This is a genomic window from Pseudomonas zeae, from assembly GCF_014268485.2.
GTDB classification, from domain to species: domain Bacteria; phylum Pseudomonadota; class Gammaproteobacteria; order Pseudomonadales; family Pseudomonadaceae; genus Aquipseudomonas; species Aquipseudomonas neuropathica.
The window spans coordinates 4,735,412-4,754,945 of record NZ_CP077090.1 but is presented as its reverse complement, the minus strand read 5'-3'; the positions used below and the strand labels follow the sequence as shown (position 1 = coordinate 4,754,945).

General features: G+C 60.4%; 22 protein-coding genes. 8 read left to right on the top strand and 14 right to left on the bottom strand.

Going from position 1 to position 19,534, the window contains the following annotated elements; all coding sequences use genetic code 11:
- Positions 1-8: 8 nt before the first annotated feature.
- The 4 genes from HU754_RS20875 to HU754_RS20860 are packed head-to-tail and all read right to left on the bottom strand — an operon-like array spanning position 9 to position 2,657.
- On the bottom strand, positions 9-584 hold the full coding sequence (locus HU754_RS20875; protein ID WP_186620659.1) for a DUF6162 family protein: 576 nt from the start codon (positions 582-584) through the stop codon (positions 9-11).
- On the bottom strand, positions 581-922 hold the full coding sequence (locus tag HU754_RS20870; RefSeq protein ID WP_093435028.1) for a hypothetical protein: 342 nt from the start codon (positions 920-922) through the stop codon (positions 581-583). Before HU754_RS20870 ends, HU754_RS20875 begins: the two co-directional genes overlap by 4 nt.
- Positions 919-1,461, bottom strand: a complete 543-nt coding sequence (locus HU754_RS20865; RefSeq protein ID WP_186620661.1) for a PA2404 family protein — start codon at positions 1,459-1,461, stop codon at positions 919-921. Before HU754_RS20865 ends, HU754_RS20870 begins: the two co-directional genes overlap by 4 nt.
- Entirely contained in the window at positions 1,458-2,657 is a 1,200-nt protein-coding gene (locus HU754_RS20860) for a PepSY-associated TM helix domain-containing protein (RefSeq protein WP_095048408.1), read from the bottom strand. Before HU754_RS20860 ends, HU754_RS20865 begins: the two co-directional genes overlap by 4 nt.
- Before the next feature lie 406 nt (positions 2,658-3,063).
- Between HU754_RS20860 and leuC the strand changes: the two genes are divergently transcribed.
- Positions 3,064-4,482, top strand: a complete 1,419-nt coding sequence (leuC, locus tag HU754_RS20855) for a 3-isopropylmalate dehydratase large subunit (RefSeq protein ID WP_186620662.1) — start codon at positions 3,064-3,066, stop codon at positions 4,480-4,482.
- Positions 4,479-5,093, top strand: a complete 615-nt coding sequence (gene leuD / locus HU754_RS20850) for a 3-isopropylmalate dehydratase small subunit (protein WP_186620663.1) — start codon at positions 4,479-4,481, stop codon at positions 5,091-5,093. Before leuC ends, leuD begins: the two co-directional genes overlap by 4 nt.
- Before the next feature lie 125 nt (positions 5,094-5,218).
- On the opposite strand, the gene HU754_RS20845 is transcribed toward leuD, so the two are convergent.
- The 4 genes from HU754_RS20845 to soxR form a co-directional block, all read right to left on the bottom strand.
- Positions 5,219-6,133: a LysR substrate-binding domain-containing protein gene (locus HU754_RS20845; RefSeq protein WP_186620664.1), complete on the bottom strand. Its 915-nt coding sequence runs from the start codon at positions 6,131-6,133 to the stop codon at positions 5,219-5,221.
- Between the two features lie 61 nt (positions 6,134-6,194).
- The gene (locus HU754_RS20840; protein WP_186620665.1) at positions 6,195-7,070 is read right to left on the bottom strand and encodes an alpha/beta fold hydrolase; all 876 of its coding nucleotides are present in this window, start codon (positions 7,068-7,070) and stop codon (positions 6,195-6,197) included.
- A 248-nt stretch (positions 7,071-7,318) separates the two neighbouring features.
- Positions 7,319-7,777, bottom strand: a complete 459-nt coding sequence (locus HU754_RS20835; protein WP_093435014.1) for a VOC family protein — start codon at positions 7,775-7,777, stop codon at positions 7,319-7,321.
- Positions 7,778-7,882: 105 nt separating this feature from the next.
- Complete coding sequence (soxR, locus tag HU754_RS20830) at positions 7,883-8,335, bottom strand: redox-sensitive transcriptional activator SoxR (RefSeq protein ID WP_099756812.1); 453 nt, start codon at positions 8,333-8,335, stop codon at positions 7,883-7,885.
- Between the two features lie 93 nt (positions 8,336-8,428).
- Here soxR and HU754_RS20825 point away from each other — a divergent pair, with 93 nt between their 5' ends.
- Complete coding sequence (locus HU754_RS20825; protein ID WP_186620666.1) at positions 8,429-8,782, top strand: antibiotic biosynthesis monooxygenase; 354 nt, start codon at positions 8,429-8,431, stop codon at positions 8,780-8,782.
- On the opposite strand, the gene HU754_RS20820 is transcribed toward HU754_RS20825, so the two are convergent.
- Genes HU754_RS20820 through msuE form a run of 4 tightly spaced genes read right to left on the bottom strand, consistent with a single transcriptional unit; the run spans position 8,779 to position 12,874 of the window.
- A complete protein-coding gene (locus HU754_RS20820) occupies positions 8,779-9,882 on the bottom strand; it encodes a sigma-54 interaction domain-containing protein (protein ID WP_099756810.1) in 1,104 nt (367 codons plus the stop codon). The genes HU754_RS20825 and HU754_RS20820 overlap by 4 nt on opposite strands.
- A 36-nt stretch (positions 9,883-9,918) precedes the next feature.
- Positions 9,919-11,106 (bottom strand): acyl-CoA dehydrogenase family protein, encoded by a 1,188-nt coding sequence (locus tag HU754_RS20815; protein ID WP_116256569.1) that lies wholly within the window; start codon positions 11,104-11,106, stop codon positions 9,919-9,921.
- A gap of 48 nt (positions 11,107-11,154) precedes the next feature.
- Complete coding sequence (ssuD, locus tag HU754_RS20810; RefSeq protein ID WP_186620667.1) at positions 11,155-12,300, bottom strand: FMNH2-dependent alkanesulfonate monooxygenase; 1,146 nt, start codon at positions 12,298-12,300, stop codon at positions 11,155-11,157.
- 10 nt (positions 12,301-12,310) lie between these two features.
- A complete protein-coding gene (gene msuE / locus HU754_RS20805) occupies positions 12,311-12,874 on the bottom strand; it encodes an FMN reductase (protein ID WP_093434995.1) in 564 nt (187 codons plus the stop codon).
- A gap of 390 nt (positions 12,875-13,264) precedes the next feature.
- Between msuE and HU754_RS20800 the strand changes: the two genes are divergently transcribed.
- The 4 genes from HU754_RS20800 (at position 13,265) to HU754_RS20785 (ending at position 17,475) form a co-directional block, all read left to right on the top strand.
- Complete coding sequence (locus HU754_RS20800) at positions 13,265-13,522, top strand: hypothetical protein (RefSeq protein ID WP_093434993.1); 258 nt, start codon at positions 13,265-13,267, stop codon at positions 13,520-13,522.
- A gap of 101 nt (positions 13,523-13,623) precedes the next feature.
- Complete coding sequence (locus HU754_RS20795; protein WP_034155169.1) at positions 13,624-14,238, top strand: LysE family translocator; 615 nt, start codon at positions 13,624-13,626, stop codon at positions 14,236-14,238.
- Positions 14,239-14,443: 205 nt separating this feature from the next.
- Positions 14,444-15,610 (top strand): aminotransferase class V-fold PLP-dependent enzyme, encoded by a 1,167-nt coding sequence (locus HU754_RS20790; protein ID WP_186620669.1) that lies wholly within the window; start codon positions 14,444-14,446, stop codon positions 15,608-15,610.
- 56 nt (positions 15,611-15,666) lie between these two features.
- Positions 15,667-17,475, top strand: a complete 1,809-nt coding sequence (locus HU754_RS20785) for an aminopeptidase P family protein (RefSeq protein WP_186620671.1) — start codon at positions 15,667-15,669, stop codon at positions 17,473-17,475.
- A 42-nt stretch (positions 17,476-17,517) separates the two neighbouring features.
- Here HU754_RS20785 and HU754_RS20780 read toward each other — a convergent pair whose 3' ends face one another.
- Positions 17,518-18,114 carry a 2-hydroxychromene-2-carboxylate isomerase gene (locus HU754_RS20780; protein ID WP_186620673.1) on the bottom strand — a complete coding sequence of 199 codons (597 nt, stop codon included), beginning with the start codon at positions 18,112-18,114 and terminating at the stop codon, positions 17,518-17,520.
- Positions 18,115-18,149: 35 nt separating this feature from the next.
- On the bottom strand, positions 18,150-18,878 hold the full coding sequence (locus HU754_RS20775; protein ID WP_095048398.1) for an SDR family oxidoreductase: 729 nt from the start codon (positions 18,876-18,878) through the stop codon (positions 18,150-18,152).
- Between the two features lie 91 nt (positions 18,879-18,969).
- Between HU754_RS20775 and HU754_RS20770 the strand changes: the two genes are divergently transcribed.
- Positions 18,970-19,533: a TetR/AcrR family transcriptional regulator gene (locus HU754_RS20770; protein ID WP_093434982.1), complete on the top strand. Its 564-nt coding sequence runs from the start codon at positions 18,970-18,972 to the stop codon at positions 19,531-19,533.
- The last annotated feature ends 1 nt before the right edge of the window (position 19,534 follow it).

Sequence of the window (19,534 nt, the reverse complement as noted above, 5' to 3'; positions counted from 1 at the left end):
GCGAGGAATCAATGGCGATGTTCGCGGGTAACCCCGGCATCGTATTGCGCGACGATCTGTTTCCAGCCGGCAGCGGACAGCGCCGCCGCAGTCAGTTGCGCCGGGGCTTGAGCGGCAGCATCGCGGCTGAGCCAGATGTCCGGCGCAGCCTTGTCATCGGCGCTGAGCAGCATCACAAACGAACCGGCGACGGCCGGATTCTGGCTTTGGCCGAAATACGCGGCGTCCGCCAGCAATTGCCAGGCATGACCACCGCGGCTGACCGAACTCGCATCCTGGGCAAATGGCGCAAACCCTTCGTCGGCCAGATTCTGCGGCGTCGGCAGGGCTTGTTGTTCCTCGCGCAGCAAGCGGATTTCATCGAGGGTCACCCGCAGGTCGGCATAGATGCCTTGCTCGGCAGCACCGAGGTCGCGGCGTGCGTCGAGCTGGTGAGTCGCCACTGGCTCGGGCTCATGGGAAACCCCGCGCCACGCGACCACAGAACCTGCGACCGCAAGGATCAACAGGCACAACAGCAGCACATTGAGGGTTTCATGACCGGCACCGGCCGGGCGCACGATTTGGCTGGTAGGCGTACTCATGGGGCTTCGATATCCGCTTGGTCGATTTCCACCACATGGCCCGGGCCCGCGTCGAACAGCACGTAAAATTCGCTGCCGGGTTTCTTGAACGTCAGTGTGGAATCGGCGCCGAGCTTGCCCGGCACCAGGATGGTTTCGTCGTAACCGATCACATCGAGGGTCACCCCCGGCGCGCCGCTGCCGTCGGAGAACCCGCCGGTGCATTTGATCTGTTCGGCGTCGATGGCGGTGCATTCGCACATCGGATTGTGGGCCAGCGCACTGGCGCTGAAACCGGCGCACAGCACCAGCAGCGCGGCCTTCAAGCGCAGGCGGGAAGAGCGTTGGGAACACGTCATGGTTTGACTCCTTGTTTGTTCAGCCAGGCGAAGGTGGCGGGGGAGGCCTGACTCAGGGGAATCGAAGCCTGATGCATGCTGCCGTCCCAGCCTTCCATGGTGATCCACAGTTCGGCGTCGGGTCTGGTCTTCTCCGGGATCGGCATCTGCGTGCCCATGCGGTAAGGCGTGCCGAAGAAAATCGTACCGGCGGCACGCAGGCTGCGTGGCTTGCCGATGCGCAGGTAGGTGGCCTTGACCTGCTCGACACAGACATCGCACAGGGCAGCGCTGAAGTCTTTCATGTAGCCGGCCGGGCCAGTGAGCACCGGCGCTTCGTTGCGCAGTTCGGCCAGGCGCAGGCTCCACGGGCCGACCTGGATATTGCCGATTTCATGTTGGCCCAGGCCGCTGTCACCGCGAAACAGCGAGGCGTCGGCGAAGTATTTGGGCATGAACCCCAGCGGGATCAACAGCAGCAGGACATTGATGTGGAAGCGCCATGTGTGCCAGAAACGCGCGAGTCGAGAAGGCTGTGCCTTGGTGATGGATTTGCTCACAGGCTGGCCTCCGAGGTTTCACGGCTCATCGCCGGTTGTGCCTTGAGGCGGTGTTTCTTGTCTTCGCGCTTCAACGCGTTGGCGGTGGCCAGCGCAGTGCGTTTGGTCCAGATCAACAAGCCGCTGAGGATCATCATGCTCAGGATCAAACCGAAGAAGAACCAGATCAGCTTGATCCAGATGCCGCCGAAGTCGCCGGTGTGCAGTGGCCGCATGGACTCGGTGACGAACTCCAGCGACGAACGATCGGACAGAAGCCGTGAAGCGGCGATGTCGCCGTTGTACGGATTGAGCGTGGCGGTCTGGAACATCAACGGATACCAGCCGCGCCCACCGACGCTCATGTGGCTGTAGGCATTGCCCGGCAGGCTGACGAAGCTGGCTTCCAGCCCCGGAATCTTCTCTTGCGCGAGCTCGACGGCACGGTCCAGGCTGATCCGTGGCGGCGGTGTGCCGGCGGCAGAGATCGGCACGCTCTCGCGGGACATGGCCGGAATGATCGGCTCGCTGGAAATGGCGATCTGGTTGTCGAACAGAATCGCCCGAATCAGAAACCAGATCCCGGTGATGGAAATCACCGCAATGAACCAGATCGACCAGATACCGCACAAGCGGTGGAAGTCACCCCAGAAGATCCGCGCGCCGTGACGCACGCGCAGGGTCGGACGCAGAAAACCTTTCCAGAAGCGCTTGTAGACCACCAGGCCTGTGATCAGCGACACCAGCATCGGCACGCCGAGGAACGACACCAGATACCAGCCCCAACTGAAACCGTTGGTGAACGGCACCAGCCACCAGCCATGCAGGGCGCGGGTGAAGGCCTTGAAATCGAACGTCGGGGCAGGGCCCTGAATCACCCCGGTGTAAGGATTGACGTAGACCGTCTGCGAACGACCGTCCGGATAGCTGACCGCAACGTCGAGGGCGAAGTGGGATTCGTCGGGACGACTGATGCTTTCAACGATGGTCTGCGGTTCGGCTGTTTTGATCGCTGCCATGATCTGGTCATAGCTGAGCAGCGGCGCATCGTCCGCAGGCTGGCTGGCGCGCATCTGCGGGTTGGCCAGCCAGACGATTTCCTGGCTGACCACCGCCAGCGTGCCGGTGACACAGACGATCAGGACAAAGAACCAGATCGGTAACGCCAGCCAGCTATGAACGAGGAACCACAGTTTGGAGCGGGATTTCTTCGACATGATTGCGCGTCTTGATAGCGGTGAAAGGGCGCGTGGCTACGGGCTTCGCAGCACGGCAGACCCCCGAAAGACCGAACGTGGCTTTTGCCTACGCGAACGGCCTGCATCTCTATAGGACGAATGAGCGGGACAAATCCCGAAAGGTGATATGAAAGCAAATGTTTCCCAATTCCCCGATCACCACAAATCACCTTGTGGGAGCGAGCTTGCTCGCGAAGGTGCCGGGTCAGTCACTTCATCCGTTGCCTGATCCACCGCTTTCGCGAGCAGGCTCGCTCCCACAGGGCTTTGCTGCGTTCAGGGATCAAACACGATTCATGATCCACGCCATCACTGTCTGCCAATTGATGGCCGACCCGCGCTCCCTATGATGGGAATCACCTGATTTCCCTGAGTGAGCGCCTTGATGACCGCCAGAACCCTCTATGACAAACACATCGATTCGCACACGGTATGCCGCCTCGACGATCAGGGTCATGTCCTGTTGTATATCGATCATCAGGTGATCAACGAATACACCAGCCCGCAGGCTTTCAGCGGTTTGCGCGCGGCCGGGCGCGATGTCTGGCGGCCGGGCACGGCGCTGGCGGTGGTCGATCACGTCAACCCGACCACGCCTGTGCGTATCGCAGCAATGCCCGACGCCGGCGGCGCGCGCCAAGTGTCGTATCTGGCGGAGAACTGCCGGGACTTCGGCATCGAGTTGCTGGACATCCTCGACAAGCGTCAGGGCATCGAACACGTTATCGCTCCCGAGCAGGGCTTTATTCTGCCCGGTATGGTCATTGCCGCTGGCGACAGCCACACCACCACTTATGGCGCACTCGGTGCTTTCGGTTTCGGCATCGGCACCTCCGAGATCGAACACCTGCTGGCTTCGCAGACGCTGGTCTACAAACGACTGAAAAGCCTGCGCGTGACCGTCGACGGCGAGTTGGCGCCGGGTTTGACCTCGAAAGACGTGATCATGGCCCTGATCGGCCGCATCGGTGCTTCCGGGGCCAGCGGTTACGCGATCGAATTCTGCGGCTCGACCATAGATGCCCTCAGCGTTGAAGCGCGCATGACCATTTGCAACATGGCTGTCGAGGCGGGTGCGCGCGGCGCATTCATGGCCCCGGATGACAAAGTCTTCGCCTATCTCAAGGACAAGCCGCGTGCGCCGCAAGGTGAGCTTTGGCACCGGGGCGTGGAGAAGTGGCGCGAACTACGCAGTGATCCCGGTGCGCGGTTTGACCGCGAGATTCACCTCGACGCCAGCGTTCTGGAACCGATGGTCACCTGGGGCACCAGCCCCGATCAGGCCGCTGCAATCGGTGCGCGGGTGCCGGATCCGCAAGCGATCAGCGATCCGGTCCTGCGTCAGGACATGCGCCGCGCCCTCAACTATATGGGCCTCGAAGCGGGCACGGCGCTCAGCGATATTGTCATCAGCCATGCCTTTATCGGTTCGTGCACCAACGCGCGGATAGAAGACCTGCGCGATGCCGCCAGCGTCGTGCGCGGTCAGCAAGTGGCCGGGCATGTGCGGGCGATGATCGTCCCCGGCTCCAGCGAAGTTCGCGCGCAGGCGGAGGCCGAAGGGTTGGCGCAGATCTTTATCGATGCCGGTTTTGAATGGCGTCAGTCCGGCTGCTCGATGTGCCTGGCGATGAACGACGACGTACTCGCGCCCGGCGACCGCTGCGCGTCGAGTACCAACCGCAATTTCGAAGGCCGTCAGGGCGCCGGTGCGCGCACTCATTTGATGAGCCCGGCCATGGTCGCCGCTGCTGCGATCTGCGGTCGACTCACCGATATCCGCCAATTTGGAGAACGCCCATGAGCCTGCAACCCTTCACTCACGTCAGCGGTCGGGCCGCACCGTTACTGGCGGCCAACGTCGACACGGACGTGATCATGCCCAAGCAATTCCTCAAAGGCATTGATCGCCAAGGACTCGATCGCGGGCTGTTTTTCGATCTGCGGTTTCTACGCGATGGCAGCCCCGATCCCGATTTTGTGTTGAACAAACCGACATGGCAGGGCGCGAGTTTTCTAGTAGTCGGAGCGAATTTTGGCTGCGGTTCCAGCCGTGAACACGCGGTGTGGGGTTTACAGCAGATGGGCATCCGCGCATTGATCGGCAGCAGTTTTGCCGGGATCTTCTACGACAATTGCCAGCGTAACGGGGTGTTGTTGATCACGCTGGAGGAGGCGCAGGTGCAACGCATCGGACAACTTGTCAGTGAGCCTGAAACGGCGCGGATCGCTATTGATCTGCAGGCTCAGCAGATCAGTCTGGCGGATGGCACGGTGATCGAGTTCCAGATTGATACCCTGCGCAAAACCGCATTGCTGCTCGGCCTGGATGCCATCGGCAGCACCCTGCAACGGCGCGAACAGATCAAGGCCTTCGAACGCGAGCATTTGGCCAACAACCCTTGGCTGTCCTGACCCACTGCTGATCCCTTGTGGGAGCGAGCCTGCTCGCGATAGCGGTGTGTCAGACACAGCAACTTTGACTGATCCACCGCTATCGCGAGCAGGCTCACTCCTACAGGGGGGAGTGGTGTTTTGGGCTACAGCGACAATCCTTTGAAATGCGCCTGCAAAAACTCCACACACGCGCGCAGTTTCCCCGAGTGTGCCAGCCGCGTCGGGTACACCGCCCAGACATTGGCGCTCTGGCTGTAATCGTCGAGCACCTGCACCAAGCGTCCTTGCTCCAGCAACGGTTTCACATCCCACAACGACCGCAACAACACCCCACGCCCGTCCAGCGCCCACTGCAAAACAATCTCGCCATTGTTTGACGACAACGGCCCGCTGACCCGCACGCTTTCTTGCCTGCCGTCGCGATCCAGATTCCAGATCCCAAAGGCGTTGTCGCGCTCCTTGATCACCAGGCAATCGTGCTGTTGCAACTCGTCCAGCATTTGCGGCGTACCGCGCCGTTGCAGATAACCGGGAGCGGCGCACAGCACCCGCCGGTTACTGGCCAGGCGTCGACCGATGTGCTGGCCGGGCAGGTCATCGCCGACGCGGATCTCCAGATCGAAGCCTTCGTTGATGATGTCCACCACCCGGTCAAACAGGTCGAGGCGAATCTCCAGGTCTGGATAACGTTCGGCCAGCAACGACACCGCCGGGGCTACGTGATTGCGACCGAAACCGAAACTGCTGCAAATGTGCAAACGCCCACGCGGGCTGTCGTGGGCGTCGGACAGTTCGTCGTGCAGTTGCTGAAAATCATCGAGAATGCGCAACGCCCAGCGCTGCACGCGCTCACCGTCCTCGGTCAGCGAGACGCGGCGACTGGTGCGGTGCAGCAGGCGCGTGCCGAGGGTGGTTTCGAGAATCTGGATGCGTTTGCTGACGTAGGCCGGTGACAGGCCTAGTTCATCTGCTGCAGCGGCAAAGCCGTTCTTGCGGATTACGGTGAGCAGTACGCGCAGGTCTTCGGGCAGGGGCACGGTGTCTTTCTTCTGGGACATGTCAAAAACGAACACTGGCGGCAGAAGCCGCCAGCATAGCACCGAGATCCGGCGGCTCGACTCAGCGCAAAAAGGCCAATGCTTCGGCGAGCAACCGTTCGGGAGTTTCTTCGGCAATGTAATGGCCAGCGGGCAAGGCCTGGCCGCTGACGTTGGTCGCCACTTGCTGCCACTCCTTGAGCGGATCGAAGCAGCGTCCGACCGTACCTTCGGCTCCCCACAACACGTGCAGCGGTAGATTCAGTTGATGCCCGGCGGCGATGTCGGCGCGATCGTGCGCAAGATCGATGCCGGCGCTGGCGCGATAGTCTTCGCAGATGCCGCGAGCGCTGCCCGGTCGTTGCAGGCAGCGCAGGTATTCGCCAAAGGCTGCATCGGTAAACGGCTTGAACCCGGCGCTGCGGCTGCCCATCACGCTGCGCAGATAGCCTTCCGGATCCGCTTCGATCAGGGTTTCCGGCAGTGGTGCCGGGCGGATCAGGAAGAACCAGTGCCAATACGCGCGGGCGAAGGCTTCGTTGGTTTGCGTATACATCGACAGGGTCGGGGCGATGTCGAGCAGCATCATGCGCTGCACCGCGTTCGGGTGATCAAGCGCGAGACGATGGGCGACCCGCGCGCCACGGTCGTGAGCGAGAATCGAAAACTGCTCGAAGCCCAGCGCCTGCATCAACTCGACATTGTCGCGGGCCATTTCGCGTTTCGAGTAATGGGCGTGCAGCTCATCAGCGGCCGGGCGACTGCTGTCGCCGTAACCGCGCAGGTCGGCGGCGACCACGGTGAAGTGTTCGGCCAGTTGTTCGGCAATCTTGTGCCAGATCACATGGGTCTGCGGGTGCCCGTGCAACAGCAACAGGCCCGGGCCGCTGCCGCCGAGGCGGTAGGCAATGTCGACGCCGTTGACGTGACGCTGGTCTTTGCGGAATCCGGCAAACATCGGGCTGATCCTTTTTCAGGGTTCTGGTTGGCTGCATCCTGAAATCGTCCGGCGTTCGCGGCAAGGGGCAAAGCGTGGTCGGCAGGTTCATGAAGTGTGTTGATGAGTCTCGGTTTGCCAGTGCCGGCCCCTTCGCGAGCAAGCTCGCTCCCACAGTAATTTCCGGTGTGACGATTATCTATGCCACCCAACGAAACCCTGTGGGAGCGAGCCTGCTCGCGAAGAGGCCAGTCCAGACACTGAAATGCTCAACCCTGCTGAAACATCTCCATCGCCCGCTGCTTGATCTGTTCTTCAGTCAGATCTTCCTTGCGCGAGGCCAGAAACCACAGATGCCCATACGGGTCCTTCAACGTGCCGCTGCGATCACCGTAAAACTGATCCTTGACCTCGGACACCGTCGTCGCCCCCGCGTCCAGCGCTCGCTGAAAGGACTTGTCGACATCGGTCACGTACAGATGCAAACCAACTGACACGCTTTTATCAGGATTGCTCAACGGCCCCTGATCGCACGGCGAGCCGAGCATGATCGCGCTGTCGCCGATGCGCAGTTCGGCGTGGCCGATGCCGCCGTCCGGCATGGCCAGGCGCATGACTTCGGTGGCGCCGAAGGCTTTTTTATAGAAATCGATGGCCTCGGCCGCTTTGTGGATGCCGAGATACGGGGTAATGCTGTGATACCCCTCGGGGATGGGTTTGACGCTCATGACGTTCTCCCTGAATTGTTGTTCTATGGGACAGGACTCCACCGGATTTGTGGAAGATTCACTATAGAACTGTCCTCGCCGTGCAGATTTTTGCCCGACGAGCAGTCAATCCTTTGGAAAGTGCGGCCCCGGTCCCTGTTCGCCGAGTACATCACCCTGATTGCGCAGCGGGCAGGCCTCCATCGACAAACACCCGCAACCGATGCAGCCATTGAGCCGGTCACGCAGTAGCGTCAATTGTTCGATCCGTTCATCCAGCTCTCGGCGCCATTGCTCCGAGAGGATTTTCCAGTCGGCCGCGCTGGGCGCACGATCATCCGGAAGGATTTTCAGCGCCTCGCCAATCTCCGCCAATGGAATCCCCAGCCGCTGCGCGACTTTGATCAACGCCACCCGGCGCAGCACTTCGCGCGGATAACGGCGCTGATTGCCGGCATTGCGCTGGCTCTTGATCAAGCCTTTGGACTCATAAAAGTGCAGGGCGGTGACGGCGACACCGCTGCGCGCCGCGACTTCGCCGACTGTTAACGGCTTGTGCACATTTTCTTTGCTGATCATCTGCAGACAGCTCTTGACCTTGACTTAACTAGAGGTTTTACCCTGCAGGTCTTCGAGTCGCAAGGCTCGTCTTACGCTGAGTGGGGGCATTCCATGAACAACCGCAGTTTTACCCAATTGATCGAATTTGAAATCGAACCACGCCAACAACCTGCGCTGGTGACTGCACTATCGAGGCAAACCGAGCGTCTGGCTCAGCGCTACGGCGGTTTTGTCAGTGCCAGTGTGCAGGCCAGCGATGACGGCCGGCGCGTGCTGAGTTTTCTCCAATGGCAGACCCGCGAGGCAGGGGAGGCGGCGTTTCGCAGCTTTGAAAGCGGCGAGCAGGATTTCTGGCAACTGATTCACACCCATCAGGCGAAAACCATCACCTTCAATTCGTTTCAGGTGCTGAGCAGCATCGCCCGCAGTCCCGACGATGCGCTGCACTGCCACCTGGTTGGCTAGATCGACAACTGGATCAAGCGCTCGCCTTGCAGGTTTTCCGTGAGTCGCCGCTTGTTCACCGCCAGTTCGCCGATCTTGATCAGCCGCGTGCGGGTGACGTTGCGACTCAGGCCGAGCAACGCGGCGGTGTGCACCTGGTTGTAATGGCAAAAGCGATACGCTGCGCGCAGCAAGGCGTCTTCGACTTTCTCGTGCAAAGCACCGGCCTGTTGCGCGAACAGTTTTTGAAAGGCCTGTTCCAGCAACGCTTCCGGTGAATCATCGGCGCTGCTGTGATGATCGTCCGGGCGCTCGATACGCAGGTTCGACAGGCGCAGATCATCGCGTTCGATCACGCCATTGCGGCAGATCAGCAGGGTGTGATGGATGACGTTTTCCAGTTCGCGAATGTTGCCCGGCCAACTGTAGCCACGCAGTTTGTGCTCGGCACCGGGGCTGATGCTGACGCGGCCATAACCGAGGCGCTGGCTGTAGGCCTCGATAAAATGGCGCGTGAGGGGGAGGATATCGCCGGGACGCTCACGCAACGGGCTCAATTCCAGATTGACCACGTTGAGGCGGTAATACAGATCCTCGCGGAAATGGCCGGCATTGATGGCCTTTTCCAGCTGCACGTTGGTCGCTGCCAGCACCCGCACATCGATGGGAATGCTTTTGCGCGAGCCCAGCCGTACCACTTCGCGCTCCTGCAACACCCGCAGCAACTTCACCTGAATCGCCATCGGCAGATCGCCGATCTCATCGAGAAACAAGGTGCCGCCGTCCGCCTCCTCGAACCATCCGGCCTTGGCGCTCAGTGCGCCGGTGAACGCACCTTTTTCATGACCAAACAATTCCGCCTCCACCAGCGACTCGGAAAACGCCCCGCAATTGACCGCGATAAACGGCCGATGACGGCGGTTGCTGAGGTTATGAATATGCCGCGCTACCAGCTCTTTGCCGGTGCCGGTCTCACCGATGATCAGCACACTGGCTTCACTCGGCGCGACCTGTTGCAAATGCGCGAGCAGGGCCTGGGATTTCGGGTCTTCGAACACCTGCGCGGTGGCGCGGATCGACGTGGCGAGCGCGGGGGAGGGCGGTAGGGTCAGCAGTTGCATGGGCTCGTCCTTCTTTTTAGTTCAAATGCAGGCAGGTCAGGAATAGAAAGTCGGCACCGGCAGCGACTGGTTCAGCGCCCAGTCGCCCAGCTCATGGAGTTTGTAGTCCAGCGGGTCGTGCAGGGTTTGCGTGCGCAGGTTGCGCCAGTGGCGATCGAGGCGTAGGGAAGCGTGGGTGGAACGCGCGCCGGTCACTTCGAACAGACGGCTGCAAATCTCCAGGCCCTGACGGCTGGCGGCAACTTTCGCGGTGGCAATCGCTGTCGCGACTTGGCCGCGCTCCTCGGCACTGAGATTCGCACCCTTGGCCCAGGCTTCATCGAGCAATGCGGCCGCGCGTTCGACCAGCAGACGAATGCCTTCCAGCGCCACCCAGAACTCGCCGTAATGCGCGAGCACGTACGGATCTTCGCGCACATCGCGCGCCGAGGATTTGTGCCAGAGCCGGGTTTCGCTGAGGGTGTATTGCCGCGCTTCTTCAAAGGCGCCTTCGGCAATCCCGAGAAACATATGCGTGAACGTCAGCTGCGCGATCAATGGCCGCAGGCAGGCGAACGGCGTGCTCAGCGGGCCGGGATCGAGGAGCAATTCCGACTCTTCGACCCGCACCCGTTCAAAGGTCGCGCTGCCGCTGTCGGTCTGGCGCTGGCCGATGTTGTTCCAGTCGTTGTGCAGGGTGATACCACTGCGGCCGCTGGGAATCGCTGCGATCAGTAATTTGCCGCCAGCGCTCTCATCGACGGCCGAGGCGATCAGCATTTGTGAGTCGCTGGCGCCGGAACAGAAGCTTTTCTTCCCGGAAAATTCGCGCCAGCCGCCGAGATCCTTGACCACGGTGCGAGTGTCGAGCGGGTTGAGCGCATTGCCCCAGAACCAGTTCTGCCGCGCGGTCTGTTCGAACCACGGCTGCCATTGTTCCGGCCGGGAAAACAGGCGCACGGTGGCGAGCATCAAATGATGAAAACCGAAAACGTGGGCGATCGAGCTGTCGACCTTGGCGAATTCGCGAACGACCTGCAGGGTTTCACTCCAGCTCGCGCCGAGGCCGCCGTAGCGGGTGGGAATGCTCAGGGCCAGCAGGCCGCTGTCGCGCAGGGCATCGCGCTCGACTTTTGGCGTGCCACCACGTTCGTCACGTTCGACGGCGGTCAGGGCAAACTCGGCAGCCAGTTGGCGGGCGGTCTGCAATGGGGATAACAAAGTACTTTGCGGTTTGGCGGTCACACCAACACTCCTGAATTCACTCAGCCGCTCCTACACAAGAGATCCGGTTTACGCCGAGGCTTTTGTGGGCAGCACATCATTGGCAATCATTTCGCCAAACGGCCCGGTCAGATTGGTCACGCCACGCCCGGCCAGACTCGCGTAAGGCTCGGGCAGCAGCGGGAACACCAGCTCGGCAAAGCGGTAAGCTTCTTCCAGATGCGGATAACCGGAGAAGATGAAACTCTCGATGCCCAGATCCGCGTATTCCTTGATCCGCGCCGCCACTTGCTGCGGATCGCCGACCAGCGCCGTACCGGCACCGCCACGCACCAGACCGACACCAGCCCACAGATTCGGAGCGATCTCGAGGTTATCGCGACGACCATCGTGCAAAGCCGCCATGCGCCGTTGACCTTCGGAGTCGAAGCGCGAGAAGGATTTCTGCGCGGCCTCAATAGTCTCGTCGTTGATGTGTTCGATCAGTTTGTCCGCAGCTTTCCACGCCTCTTCGGCGGTCTCGCGCACGATCACGTGTAAGCGGATGCCGAACTTCACCTTGCGCCCATGCCGCGCCGCTCGTTCGCGCACGTCGGCGAGTTTTTCCGCAACTGCGGCGGGTGGTTCGCCCCAGGTCAGATAGACATCGACCTGTTCGGCAGCCAGATCATGCGCGGCATCGGAGGAGCCGCCGAAGTACAGCGGCGGATAGGGTTTCTGCACGGGCGGATAGAGGGCTTTGGCGTTCTGCACCTTCAGGTGTTTGCCGTCGAAATCCACCGCTTCGCCCTGCAACACGCGGCGCCAGATTTTCAGGAATTCATCGGTGACTTCATAGCGCTCGGCGTGACTGAGAAAACTGCCGTCGCCACGGTTCTCGTCCGGATCGCCACCGGTCACGACGTTGATCAGCAAACGGCCGTTGGATAACCGGTCAAGCGTCGCAGCCATGCGCGCCGACACCGTCGGCGAGATGATTCCCGGACGGATCGCCACCAGATATCGCAGACGTTCGGTCAACGGCACCAGCGCCGAGGCGATCACCCAGGAGTCTTCGCAGGAGCGTCCGGTGGGGATCAGCACGCCGTGGTAGCCGAGGCTGTCAGCCGCCTGCGCCACTTGTTTCAGATAGTTGAGGGTGACCGGGCGCGCACCTTGGGTAGTGCCCAGATAGTGGCCATCACCGTGGGTCGGCAGGAACCAGAAAACATCCATGAACGGCTCCTCAGGCGATTTTCAGCAAAGGTTTGATTTGGGTGGCGAACAGCGGCGCTGCGCGTTCGGCCGCGAGGCGGATGCGCGCCTTCAACAGTTCGCTGGTGATCTGGTAATCGGCGAAGTCGGCTTCGGTGGCGTACACGCCGATTGGCAAAGTCATGGCCTGAAAGAAGCTGAACAGCGGCCGCAACTGGTGATCGAGCACCAGCGCATGGCGTTCGCTGCCGCCGGTAGCGGCGAGCAGCACTGGGGTGTCGATCAAGGCGTTGAGGTCGATCAGGTCGAACAAGTGCTTGAGCAGGCCGGGATAGGAACCGCGATAAACCGGCGCGGCAACGATCAACAGATCGGCCTGTTCAATGGCTTGCAACTCGGCTTCAACCTCTGCACTGAGTTCCTGACGCGACAGCGCGCCGCCGAGCGGGCGAGCGATATCACCGAGTTCGATCAAATGGCTTTCAATGGACAAGTGCTCGGCCAGTTCGGCGATCAAAGCTTGGGTCAGTACCAGGGTGCGGGACGGACGCCAGGTGCCGCCGGAGAGGGCGACGACTTTCAGGGGACGCGACATGATCAGTTCCTTTTTTCAACAGTTGCTCAGCGAGCAGTGAGTGAGTCACCGGGTCAGAGCAAGCGCTGTACCAAGTCCTGTAAGCCCCGGTTTACAAGGCGTTGAGCGTTAGCGCGGCTGTCACCCCTGTGAGTAGCAGGGCGCTTTGTTGAATCAGTGTTGGCTGAGCAACAGTTGCTGGAGCAACAGTGCTCAGCCCATGCAGGGAGTTATAAAGGCAGTTTGTTATTCCGTAAAAGAACGTTAATTGATATTTATAGAACTTTAAGAGATATGTGCCGGCACGTGTCGATTTCCTGATAGCCACTATTGAGAGCGTTGATTTCTGCGCAAGCGTGCCCGGGCGTAGCCTTTGTCCATCGACTCCCCATTGCTCGCCAGGACGCTCCCATGAATCGTTTACTGACTGTCTCCCTGTTGCTCGCTGTCTCCGTACTCGCCGGTTGTGCTGGACATGTATCACCGGAACTGCGCCCTTACACCGATGAAGAATCCCGCGAATTGGCGATGGAAGCACTGAATCGCAGCGGCTTGTCCTTCGACGAATACCACGCGAAAAAAGCCCAACTGCTCGGCCAGTCGCAGTTCGACAAGAAAGCTGAAATGAGCGCCGAACGTGCCGTACAGCTGCACGGTCGTCCTAGCTGAAAACAAACTGTACTGCTGGAAGTTTTACCCAACTGTCCGTGGGCTTGCCGGGCGGTGTGGGATAGGGTCTACACCTGAATGACCCTGATGGATTGCCTGCCATGAACCTCTCGCTTGACCTGCTGTTGGGCTTTGCCCTGTTTGCCCTTGTCACCTCGATTACGCCGGGGCCGAACAACACCATGTTGCTGGCATCGGGAGTGAATTTCGGCTTCAACCGCACCATCCCGCACATGCTCGGGATCACTTGCGGCTTCTTCGTTCTGGTCGTGGCCGTGGGCTTTGGTCTCGGTGCGGTGTTTCAGACCTACCCGATTCTCTACACGGTTCTGCGCTATGTCGGCGCGGCCTATCTGCTGTATCTGGCGTGGAAAATCGCTCACTCGGGACCGGTCGGTGACAGTGCCGAAGGCGAGGCCAAGCCGATCAGCTACCTCGGCGCCGCCGCGTTTCAGTGGGTCAATCCCAAGGCGTGGATCATGGCTATCGGGGCCATCAGCACCTACACGCCGATGCAGGGCTACTTCACCAATGTCGTGGTGATTGCTGCAGTGTTCGCCATCATCAACCTGCCGAGCGTCGGCGTCTGGGCGGCGTGTGGCACGTTGTTGCGCAATGTGCTGAAGGATCCGCGCTGGTTGCGCGTGTTCAACTGGGGCATGGCCGCATTGCTGGTGATTTCGCTGTACCCGTTACTTCTCGAAAGCTTTAGCTGACGCATCGCTTCAACCGCAGGCCGGATGCCTGTTAAGCTCGGCTTCAGGAGCGTTCCTACGCACTTTTAAATGAAGTTGTTCTTCTTTAACGGCATCCGATCAGGTATTGATGACGCTCTCGAACCGACGCGCAGCTCACAAGGCTGCGCCGTGCCGTTTGCAGACACGAGCCTCCTGATCCCGGAACACGCTCTGCGAGTCATTTATGAACACACGTCCGTTGTATTTCGATTACGCCGCCACCACCCCGGTTGACGAGCGGGTCATCCAGGTGATGATCGAGTGTCTGGGGTTTCACGGTAACTTTGGCAACCCGGCTTCCAGCTCCCACGCGTTCGGCCAGCAAGCCCGACACACGGTCGAGCAGGCCCGCCGACAGGTCGCCGAACTGGTCGGCTCCAAGGCTGAGCAGATCGTCTGGACCTCCGGTGCCACCGAGTCCAATAACCTTGCCCTCAAAGGCGTGGCGCAGGCCCGCGGAGTGTCCGGCGGCCACATCATTACCAGTCAGATCGAACACAAAGCCATCCTCGATACCGCCCGCCAATTGCAAGACGCGGGAATCGCCGTGACCTATCTGGTGCCGGACGCCGATGGTCTGATCACGCCGCAAGCGGTCAGTGAAGCCATGCGCGACGACACCTTTCTGGTGTCGCTGATGCTGGTGAACAACGAGTTGGGCACCGTCAATGATGTTCAAGCGATTGGCGCAGTGGTGCGCAGTCGAGAGGCGTTGTTCCATGTTGATGCGGCACAGGGCGCCGGCAAGGTCGCGATCGATCTGGCGCAATGGCCGGTGGATCTGATGTCGTTTTCGGCGCACAAACTCTACGGCCCGAAAGGCATCGGCGCGTTGTACGTCGGTCCACGGGCGCAGCAGCGTTTGCAGGCGCAGATTCACGGCGGCGGGCATGAAGGCGGCTTGCGCTCCGGAACCTTGGCGACGCACCAGATTGCCGGCATGGGCGCAGCATTTGCCTTGGCCGCCGAGGCGTTCGATGCCGAGAAAAAGACCATCGTGGCACTGCGCGAACGCTTGCTCGAACAACTGCTGAGCCTGCCGGGCGTGCGCTTGAATGGTTGTGCCACTCAGCGCATTCCGCACACCTTGAGCCTGACCTTCAGCGAAGGTGAATTCAACAGCGCGGCGTTGAGCCATTCGATTGCCTTTTCCGCGACGTCGGCCTGCAACTCGGCCAGTAACGCGCCGTCCCACGTGCTATTGGCGTTGGGGCATGACGCGCACCTGGCCGGGCGCACCATTCGCCTGAGTCTCGGCCGTTTCACCACTGCCGAAGATATCGATAAGGCCGTGCAACTGATCAAGACCGCCTGCGCCAGTGCTCCGGCATTCTGGGCGACCGGGCTTTAAACGAGCCGACCTCTCGGCTACGAACAATAACGATGAAGTGATTAGCAGGAGACATGATGAGTACCCAGACCTCGACCGAAGGATCGGTGCCCCAGCGCCTGGCGCAGACCCGTGAACTGATGCGCCGTGAGGGCATTCATGCGTTGTTGGTGCCGTCCGCCGACCCGCACTTGTCGGAATACCTGCCGGGTTACTGGCAGGGCCGGCAGTGGCTGTCGGGCTTCCATGGTTCGGTCGGGACGTTGATCGTCACCGCTGATTTCGCCGGTGTCTGGGCCGACAGCCGTTATTGGGAGCAAGCGACCAAGGAACTCAAGGGCAGCGGCATCGAACTGGTCAAACTGCAACCGGGTCAGCCGAGTCCGCTGGACTGGCTGGCCGAGCAAACACCGGAAGGTGGTGTGGTCGCGGTTGACGGTGCGGTGATGGCCGTGGCGTCGGCGCGTACCCTGAGCAGCAAGCTGGAAGCACGCGGTGCACGCCTGCGTACCGATATCGATCTGCTGCAGGAAGTCTGGAGCGATCGCCCGAGCCTGCCGAATGCACCGATCTATCAGCATCTGCCACCGCAGGCGACGGTCAGCCGTGGCGAGAAACTCGCCAAACTGCGCGAAACTTTGCGGGAGCGCGGGGCCGACTGGCATTTCATCGCCACCCTCGACGACATTGCCTGGCTGTTCAACCTGCGCGGCGGCGATGTGTCGTTTAACCCGGTATTTGTTTCGTTTGCCTTGATCGATCAGCAGCAGGCGACGTTGTTCGTGGCGCTGAGCAAAGTTGATGGCGAATTGCGCGCTGTGCTGGAACAGGATGGCGTAACGCTGCGTGATTACAGCGAAGTCGCTGATGCCCTGCGTGCCGTACCGAGCGGCGCGAGCCTGCTGGTCGATCCGGCACGAGTGACCAGCGGTTTACTGGATAATCTCGACAGCGCAGTGAAACTGGTCGAAGGCTTGAACCCGACCACGCTGGCCAAGTCGCAGAAAAGTGAAGCCGATGCTCAACACATCCGCCAAGCGATGGAACAGGACGGTGCGGCGCTGTGCGAATTCTTCGCCTGGCTGGAATCGGCTTGGGGTCGCGAGCGCATTACCGAATTGACCATCGACGAAAAGCTCACCGCTGCCCGTGAGCGTCGTCCGGATTATGTCTCGCTGAGTTTCAACACCATTGCTGCGTTTAACGCCAATGGCGCCATGCCGCATTACCACGCTACCGAAGAAGAGCATGCGGTGATCGAGGGTGACGGCTTGCTGCTGATCGACTCGGGTGGACAGTATCTGGGCGGCACCACGGACATCACGCGGATGGTGCCGGTCGGTACGCCGAGCGAAGAGCAGAAGCGCGATTGCACGCGCGTGCTCAAGGGCGTGATCGCGCTGTCGCGCGCGCAGTTCCCGAAAGGCATTCTCTCGCCGCTGCTGGACGCCATTGCCCGTGCGCCGATCTGGGCCGACAGCGTGGATTACGGTCACGGCACCGGTCACGGCGTTGGCTATTTCCTCAATGTCCATGAAGGCCCGCAGGTGATTGCCTATCAGGCCGCGCCGGCACCGCAGACGGCCATGCAGCCGGGGATGATCACGTCGATCGAGCCGGGTACATATCGTCCGGGCCGTTGGGGTGTGCGTATCGAGAACCTGGCGATGAACCGCGAGGCGGGCAGCAGTGAGTTCGGTGAATTCCTCAGGTTTGAAACCTTGACGCTGTGCCCGATCGATACCCGATGCCTGCTGCCGGCGCTGCTGACTGAGGAAGAGAAGCAATGGTTTAACGCTTACCACACAGAAGTGCGTGAGCGCCTGAGTCCGTTGCTTGAGGGGGCTGCGCTGGAGTGGTTGAACACCCGTACTGCGGCGATCTGATCGGCTGAATTCAGGCGCTGTGTCCAGCGCCTGAATGATCGCTTAGCCTTGGCTCAAGGCTTCCTCAACGAAGTCGAGCCGATCCTGGCCGAAGAACAGCTGATTACCGATGAACATGCTCGGTGCGCCGAACACGCCGCGTTTAACCGCCGTTTCGGTGTTCTCCTTAAGCGCTGCTTTGACAGATTCATCGTTGCTCAGCGCCAGAACTTCCTGCGGGTCGAAACCGTGTTCGCTCAGTACAGCGACGACAGTCGCGGGCTCGTCGAGGCTGCGTCCTTCAACCCACAGCGCCGTGAACAGACAATCGATAAACGCCTCAAAGCGTTCTGGCTGACGCAACTGGATACCCGTGACCGCACGCATCAGCATCAGTGTGTTGATCGGGAAATGCGGATTGAATCTCAGCGGCACCCCGTAGCGTTTCGCGTAGCGATCCAGATCCTGAAACATATACCGACCCTTCGCCGGAATCATTGCCGGTGACGCGTTGCCGGTTGCCTTGAATACGCCACCGAGCAGCATCGGGATGTAAATCAGTTCACTGTTCGTCTCGGCACAAATCTTCGGCAATTGGGTGTAGGCCAGATAGGTGGCAGGGCTGCCAAGGTCGAAATAGAACTCCACGGTTTTAGTCATTTTCGCGTCTCTGTCGTTATTGTTATTGCGGGGCCTTACCAGCGTTCGTTCCAGGGGCGCAGATCCAGCTCGAACGTCCAGGCATCCCGCGGCTGACTGTGTAGATACCAGTAGTTCTCGGCGATGTGCTCGGGATTGAGGATGCCATCCTGATCTTTGGTGGCGTACTTTTCCGGAAAACTGTTGCGAATGAAATCGGTGTCGATCGCTCCATCGACCACCACATGGGCGACGTGGATGTTCATCGGCCCGAGTTCCCGCGCCATGCTTTGCGCCAGTGCGCGGATACCGTGCTTAGCGCCGGCGAAGGCAGCAAATCCGGAAGCACCGCGAAGTCCGGCGGTAGCACCGGTGAAGAGAATCGTGCCGCGATTGCGCGTGACCATGCGTTTGGCCACTTCACGGGCATTGAGGAAGCCTGAGAAACAGGCCATTTCCCAGATCTTGAAATACTTGCGTGCGGTTTCTTCAAGAATGCTGCACGGCACATTGGCGCCGATATTGAACACAAAAGCTTCGATCGGACCGAGGCGAGTCTCGATGTCTTCAATCAGAGCGATTACGTCTTCTTCTTTGCGCGCATCGCAGGCAAAACCGTGGGCTTCACCGCCTTCAGCCTTGATCGCGTCCACCAGCGGCTGCAATTTGTCGGCGCTGCGTCGGGTGACGCAGGCGATGAATCCTTCTTTGGCAAAACGCTTGGCAATCGCCCCTCCCGTGGCATCGCCAGCGCCAACCACTAATACGACCTTCTTGTTATTCATGGGTAGATGCCTTTATTAAACGATCGTTAAGTGAACGAACGTTATGCTAGGATCCAGACCACGTCAAGGCAGTCGATTCGAGGGCAAACACATGCGTTACTCCGCCAGTCACAAGTTGGAAACCCGGGAAAAGCTATTGCAGAGCAGCTCGCTGTCAGCAAAGCGTTCGGGGTTTTCCACGGTAGGCGTCGACGGCTTGATGAAGGCTATCGGATTGAGTGGCGCGGCGTTCTACAGTCACTTTTCGTCGAAGGATGCGTTGTTCACTGCCATCGTCGAGCGCGAGTTGGGTCAAAGCCTTGAACGATTGGGCGGGGAGGGCACGCGGGATCGTGAGCGACTGGAGCGCTGTCTCAAGCACTATCTGAGCATGGCTCACGTAGAGCAACCTGAGGCCGGTTGCGCATTGCCGGCGTTGGGCGCAGAAATTGCTCGATCGGATGTTCGGGTGCGCGAGCAGGCCGAGCTGTGGATTTGCCGGCTTCAGGAGCGTTGGGCACAGATACTTGAGAGCGAGACCCTGGCGTGGTCGGTGCTGTCGCAATGCGTCGGGGCATTGGTGGTGGCGCGCATGTTGGCCACGCCGGACGTTCAGCAAGCGGTGCTGAAGTCCAGCCATGAAGAAATTGGCCGGCAGATTGCCGCGCAGCGCTGAT

Bases quoted from the DNA above. Each gene is read 5' to 3' on its own strand.
- HU754_RS20875 (WP_186620659.1), bottom strand. From the start codon at position 584: ATGAGTACGCCTACCAGCCAAATCGTGCGCCCGGCCGGTGCCGGTCAT.
- HU754_RS20870 (WP_093435028.1), bottom strand. From the start codon at position 922: ATGACGTGTTCCCAACGCTCTTCCCGCCTGCGCTTGAAGGCCGCGCTG.
- HU754_RS20860 (WP_095048408.1), bottom strand. From the start codon at position 2,657: ATGTCGAAGAAATCCCGCTCCAAACTGTGGTTCCTCGTTCATAGCTGG.
- leuC (WP_186620662.1), top strand. From the start codon at position 3,064: ATGACCGCCAGAACCCTCTATGACAAACACATCGATTCGCACACGGTA.
- leuD (WP_186620663.1), top strand. From the start codon at position 4,479: ATGAGCCTGCAACCCTTCACTCACGTCAGCGGTCGGGCCGCACCGTTA.
- HU754_RS20845 (WP_186620664.1), bottom strand. From the start codon at position 6,133: ATGTCCCAGAAGAAAGACACCGTGCCCCTGCCCGAAGACCTGCGCGTA.
- HU754_RS20840 (WP_186620665.1), bottom strand. From the start codon at position 7,070: ATGTTTGCCGGATTCCGCAAAGACCAGCGTCACGTCAACGGCGTCGAC.
- HU754_RS20835 (WP_093435014.1), bottom strand. From the start codon at position 7,777: ATGAGCGTCAAACCCATCCCCGAGGGGTATCACAGCATTACCCCGTAT.
- soxR (WP_099756812.1), bottom strand. From the start codon at position 8,335: ATGATCAGCAAAGAAAATGTGCACAAGCCGTTAACAGTCGGCGAAGTC.
- HU754_RS20825 (WP_186620666.1), top strand. From the start codon at position 8,429: ATGAACAACCGCAGTTTTACCCAATTGATCGAATTTGAAATCGAACCA.
- HU754_RS20820 (WP_099756810.1), bottom strand. From the start codon at position 9,882: ATGCAACTGCTGACCCTACCGCCCTCCCCCGCGCTCGCCACGTCGATC.
- ssuD (WP_186620667.1), bottom strand. From the start codon at position 12,300: ATGGATGTTTTCTGGTTCCTGCCGACCCACGGTGATGGCCACTATCTG.
- msuE (WP_093434995.1), bottom strand. From the start codon at position 12,874: ATGTCGCGTCCCCTGAAAGTCGTCGCCCTCTCCGGCGGCACCTGGCGT.
- HU754_RS20800 (WP_093434993.1), top strand. From the start codon at position 13,265: ATGAATCGTTTACTGACTGTCTCCCTGTTGCTCGCTGTCTCCGTACTC.
- HU754_RS20795 (WP_034155169.1), top strand. From the start codon at position 13,624: ATGAACCTCTCGCTTGACCTGCTGTTGGGCTTTGCCCTGTTTGCCCTT.
- HU754_RS20790 (WP_186620669.1), top strand. From the start codon at position 14,444: ATGAACACACGTCCGTTGTATTTCGATTACGCCGCCACCACCCCGGTT.
- HU754_RS20785 (WP_186620671.1), top strand. From the start codon at position 15,667: ATGAGTACCCAGACCTCGACCGAAGGATCGGTGCCCCAGCGCCTGGCG.
- HU754_RS20780 (WP_186620673.1), bottom strand. From the start codon at position 18,114: ATGACTAAAACCGTGGAGTTCTATTTCGACCTTGGCAGCCCTGCCACC.
- HU754_RS20775 (WP_095048398.1), bottom strand. From the start codon at position 18,878: ATGAATAACAAGAAGGTCGTATTAGTGGTTGGCGCTGGCGATGCCACG.
- HU754_RS20770 (WP_093434982.1), top strand. From the start codon at position 18,970: ATGCGTTACTCCGCCAGTCACAAGTTGGAAACCCGGGAAAAGCTATTG.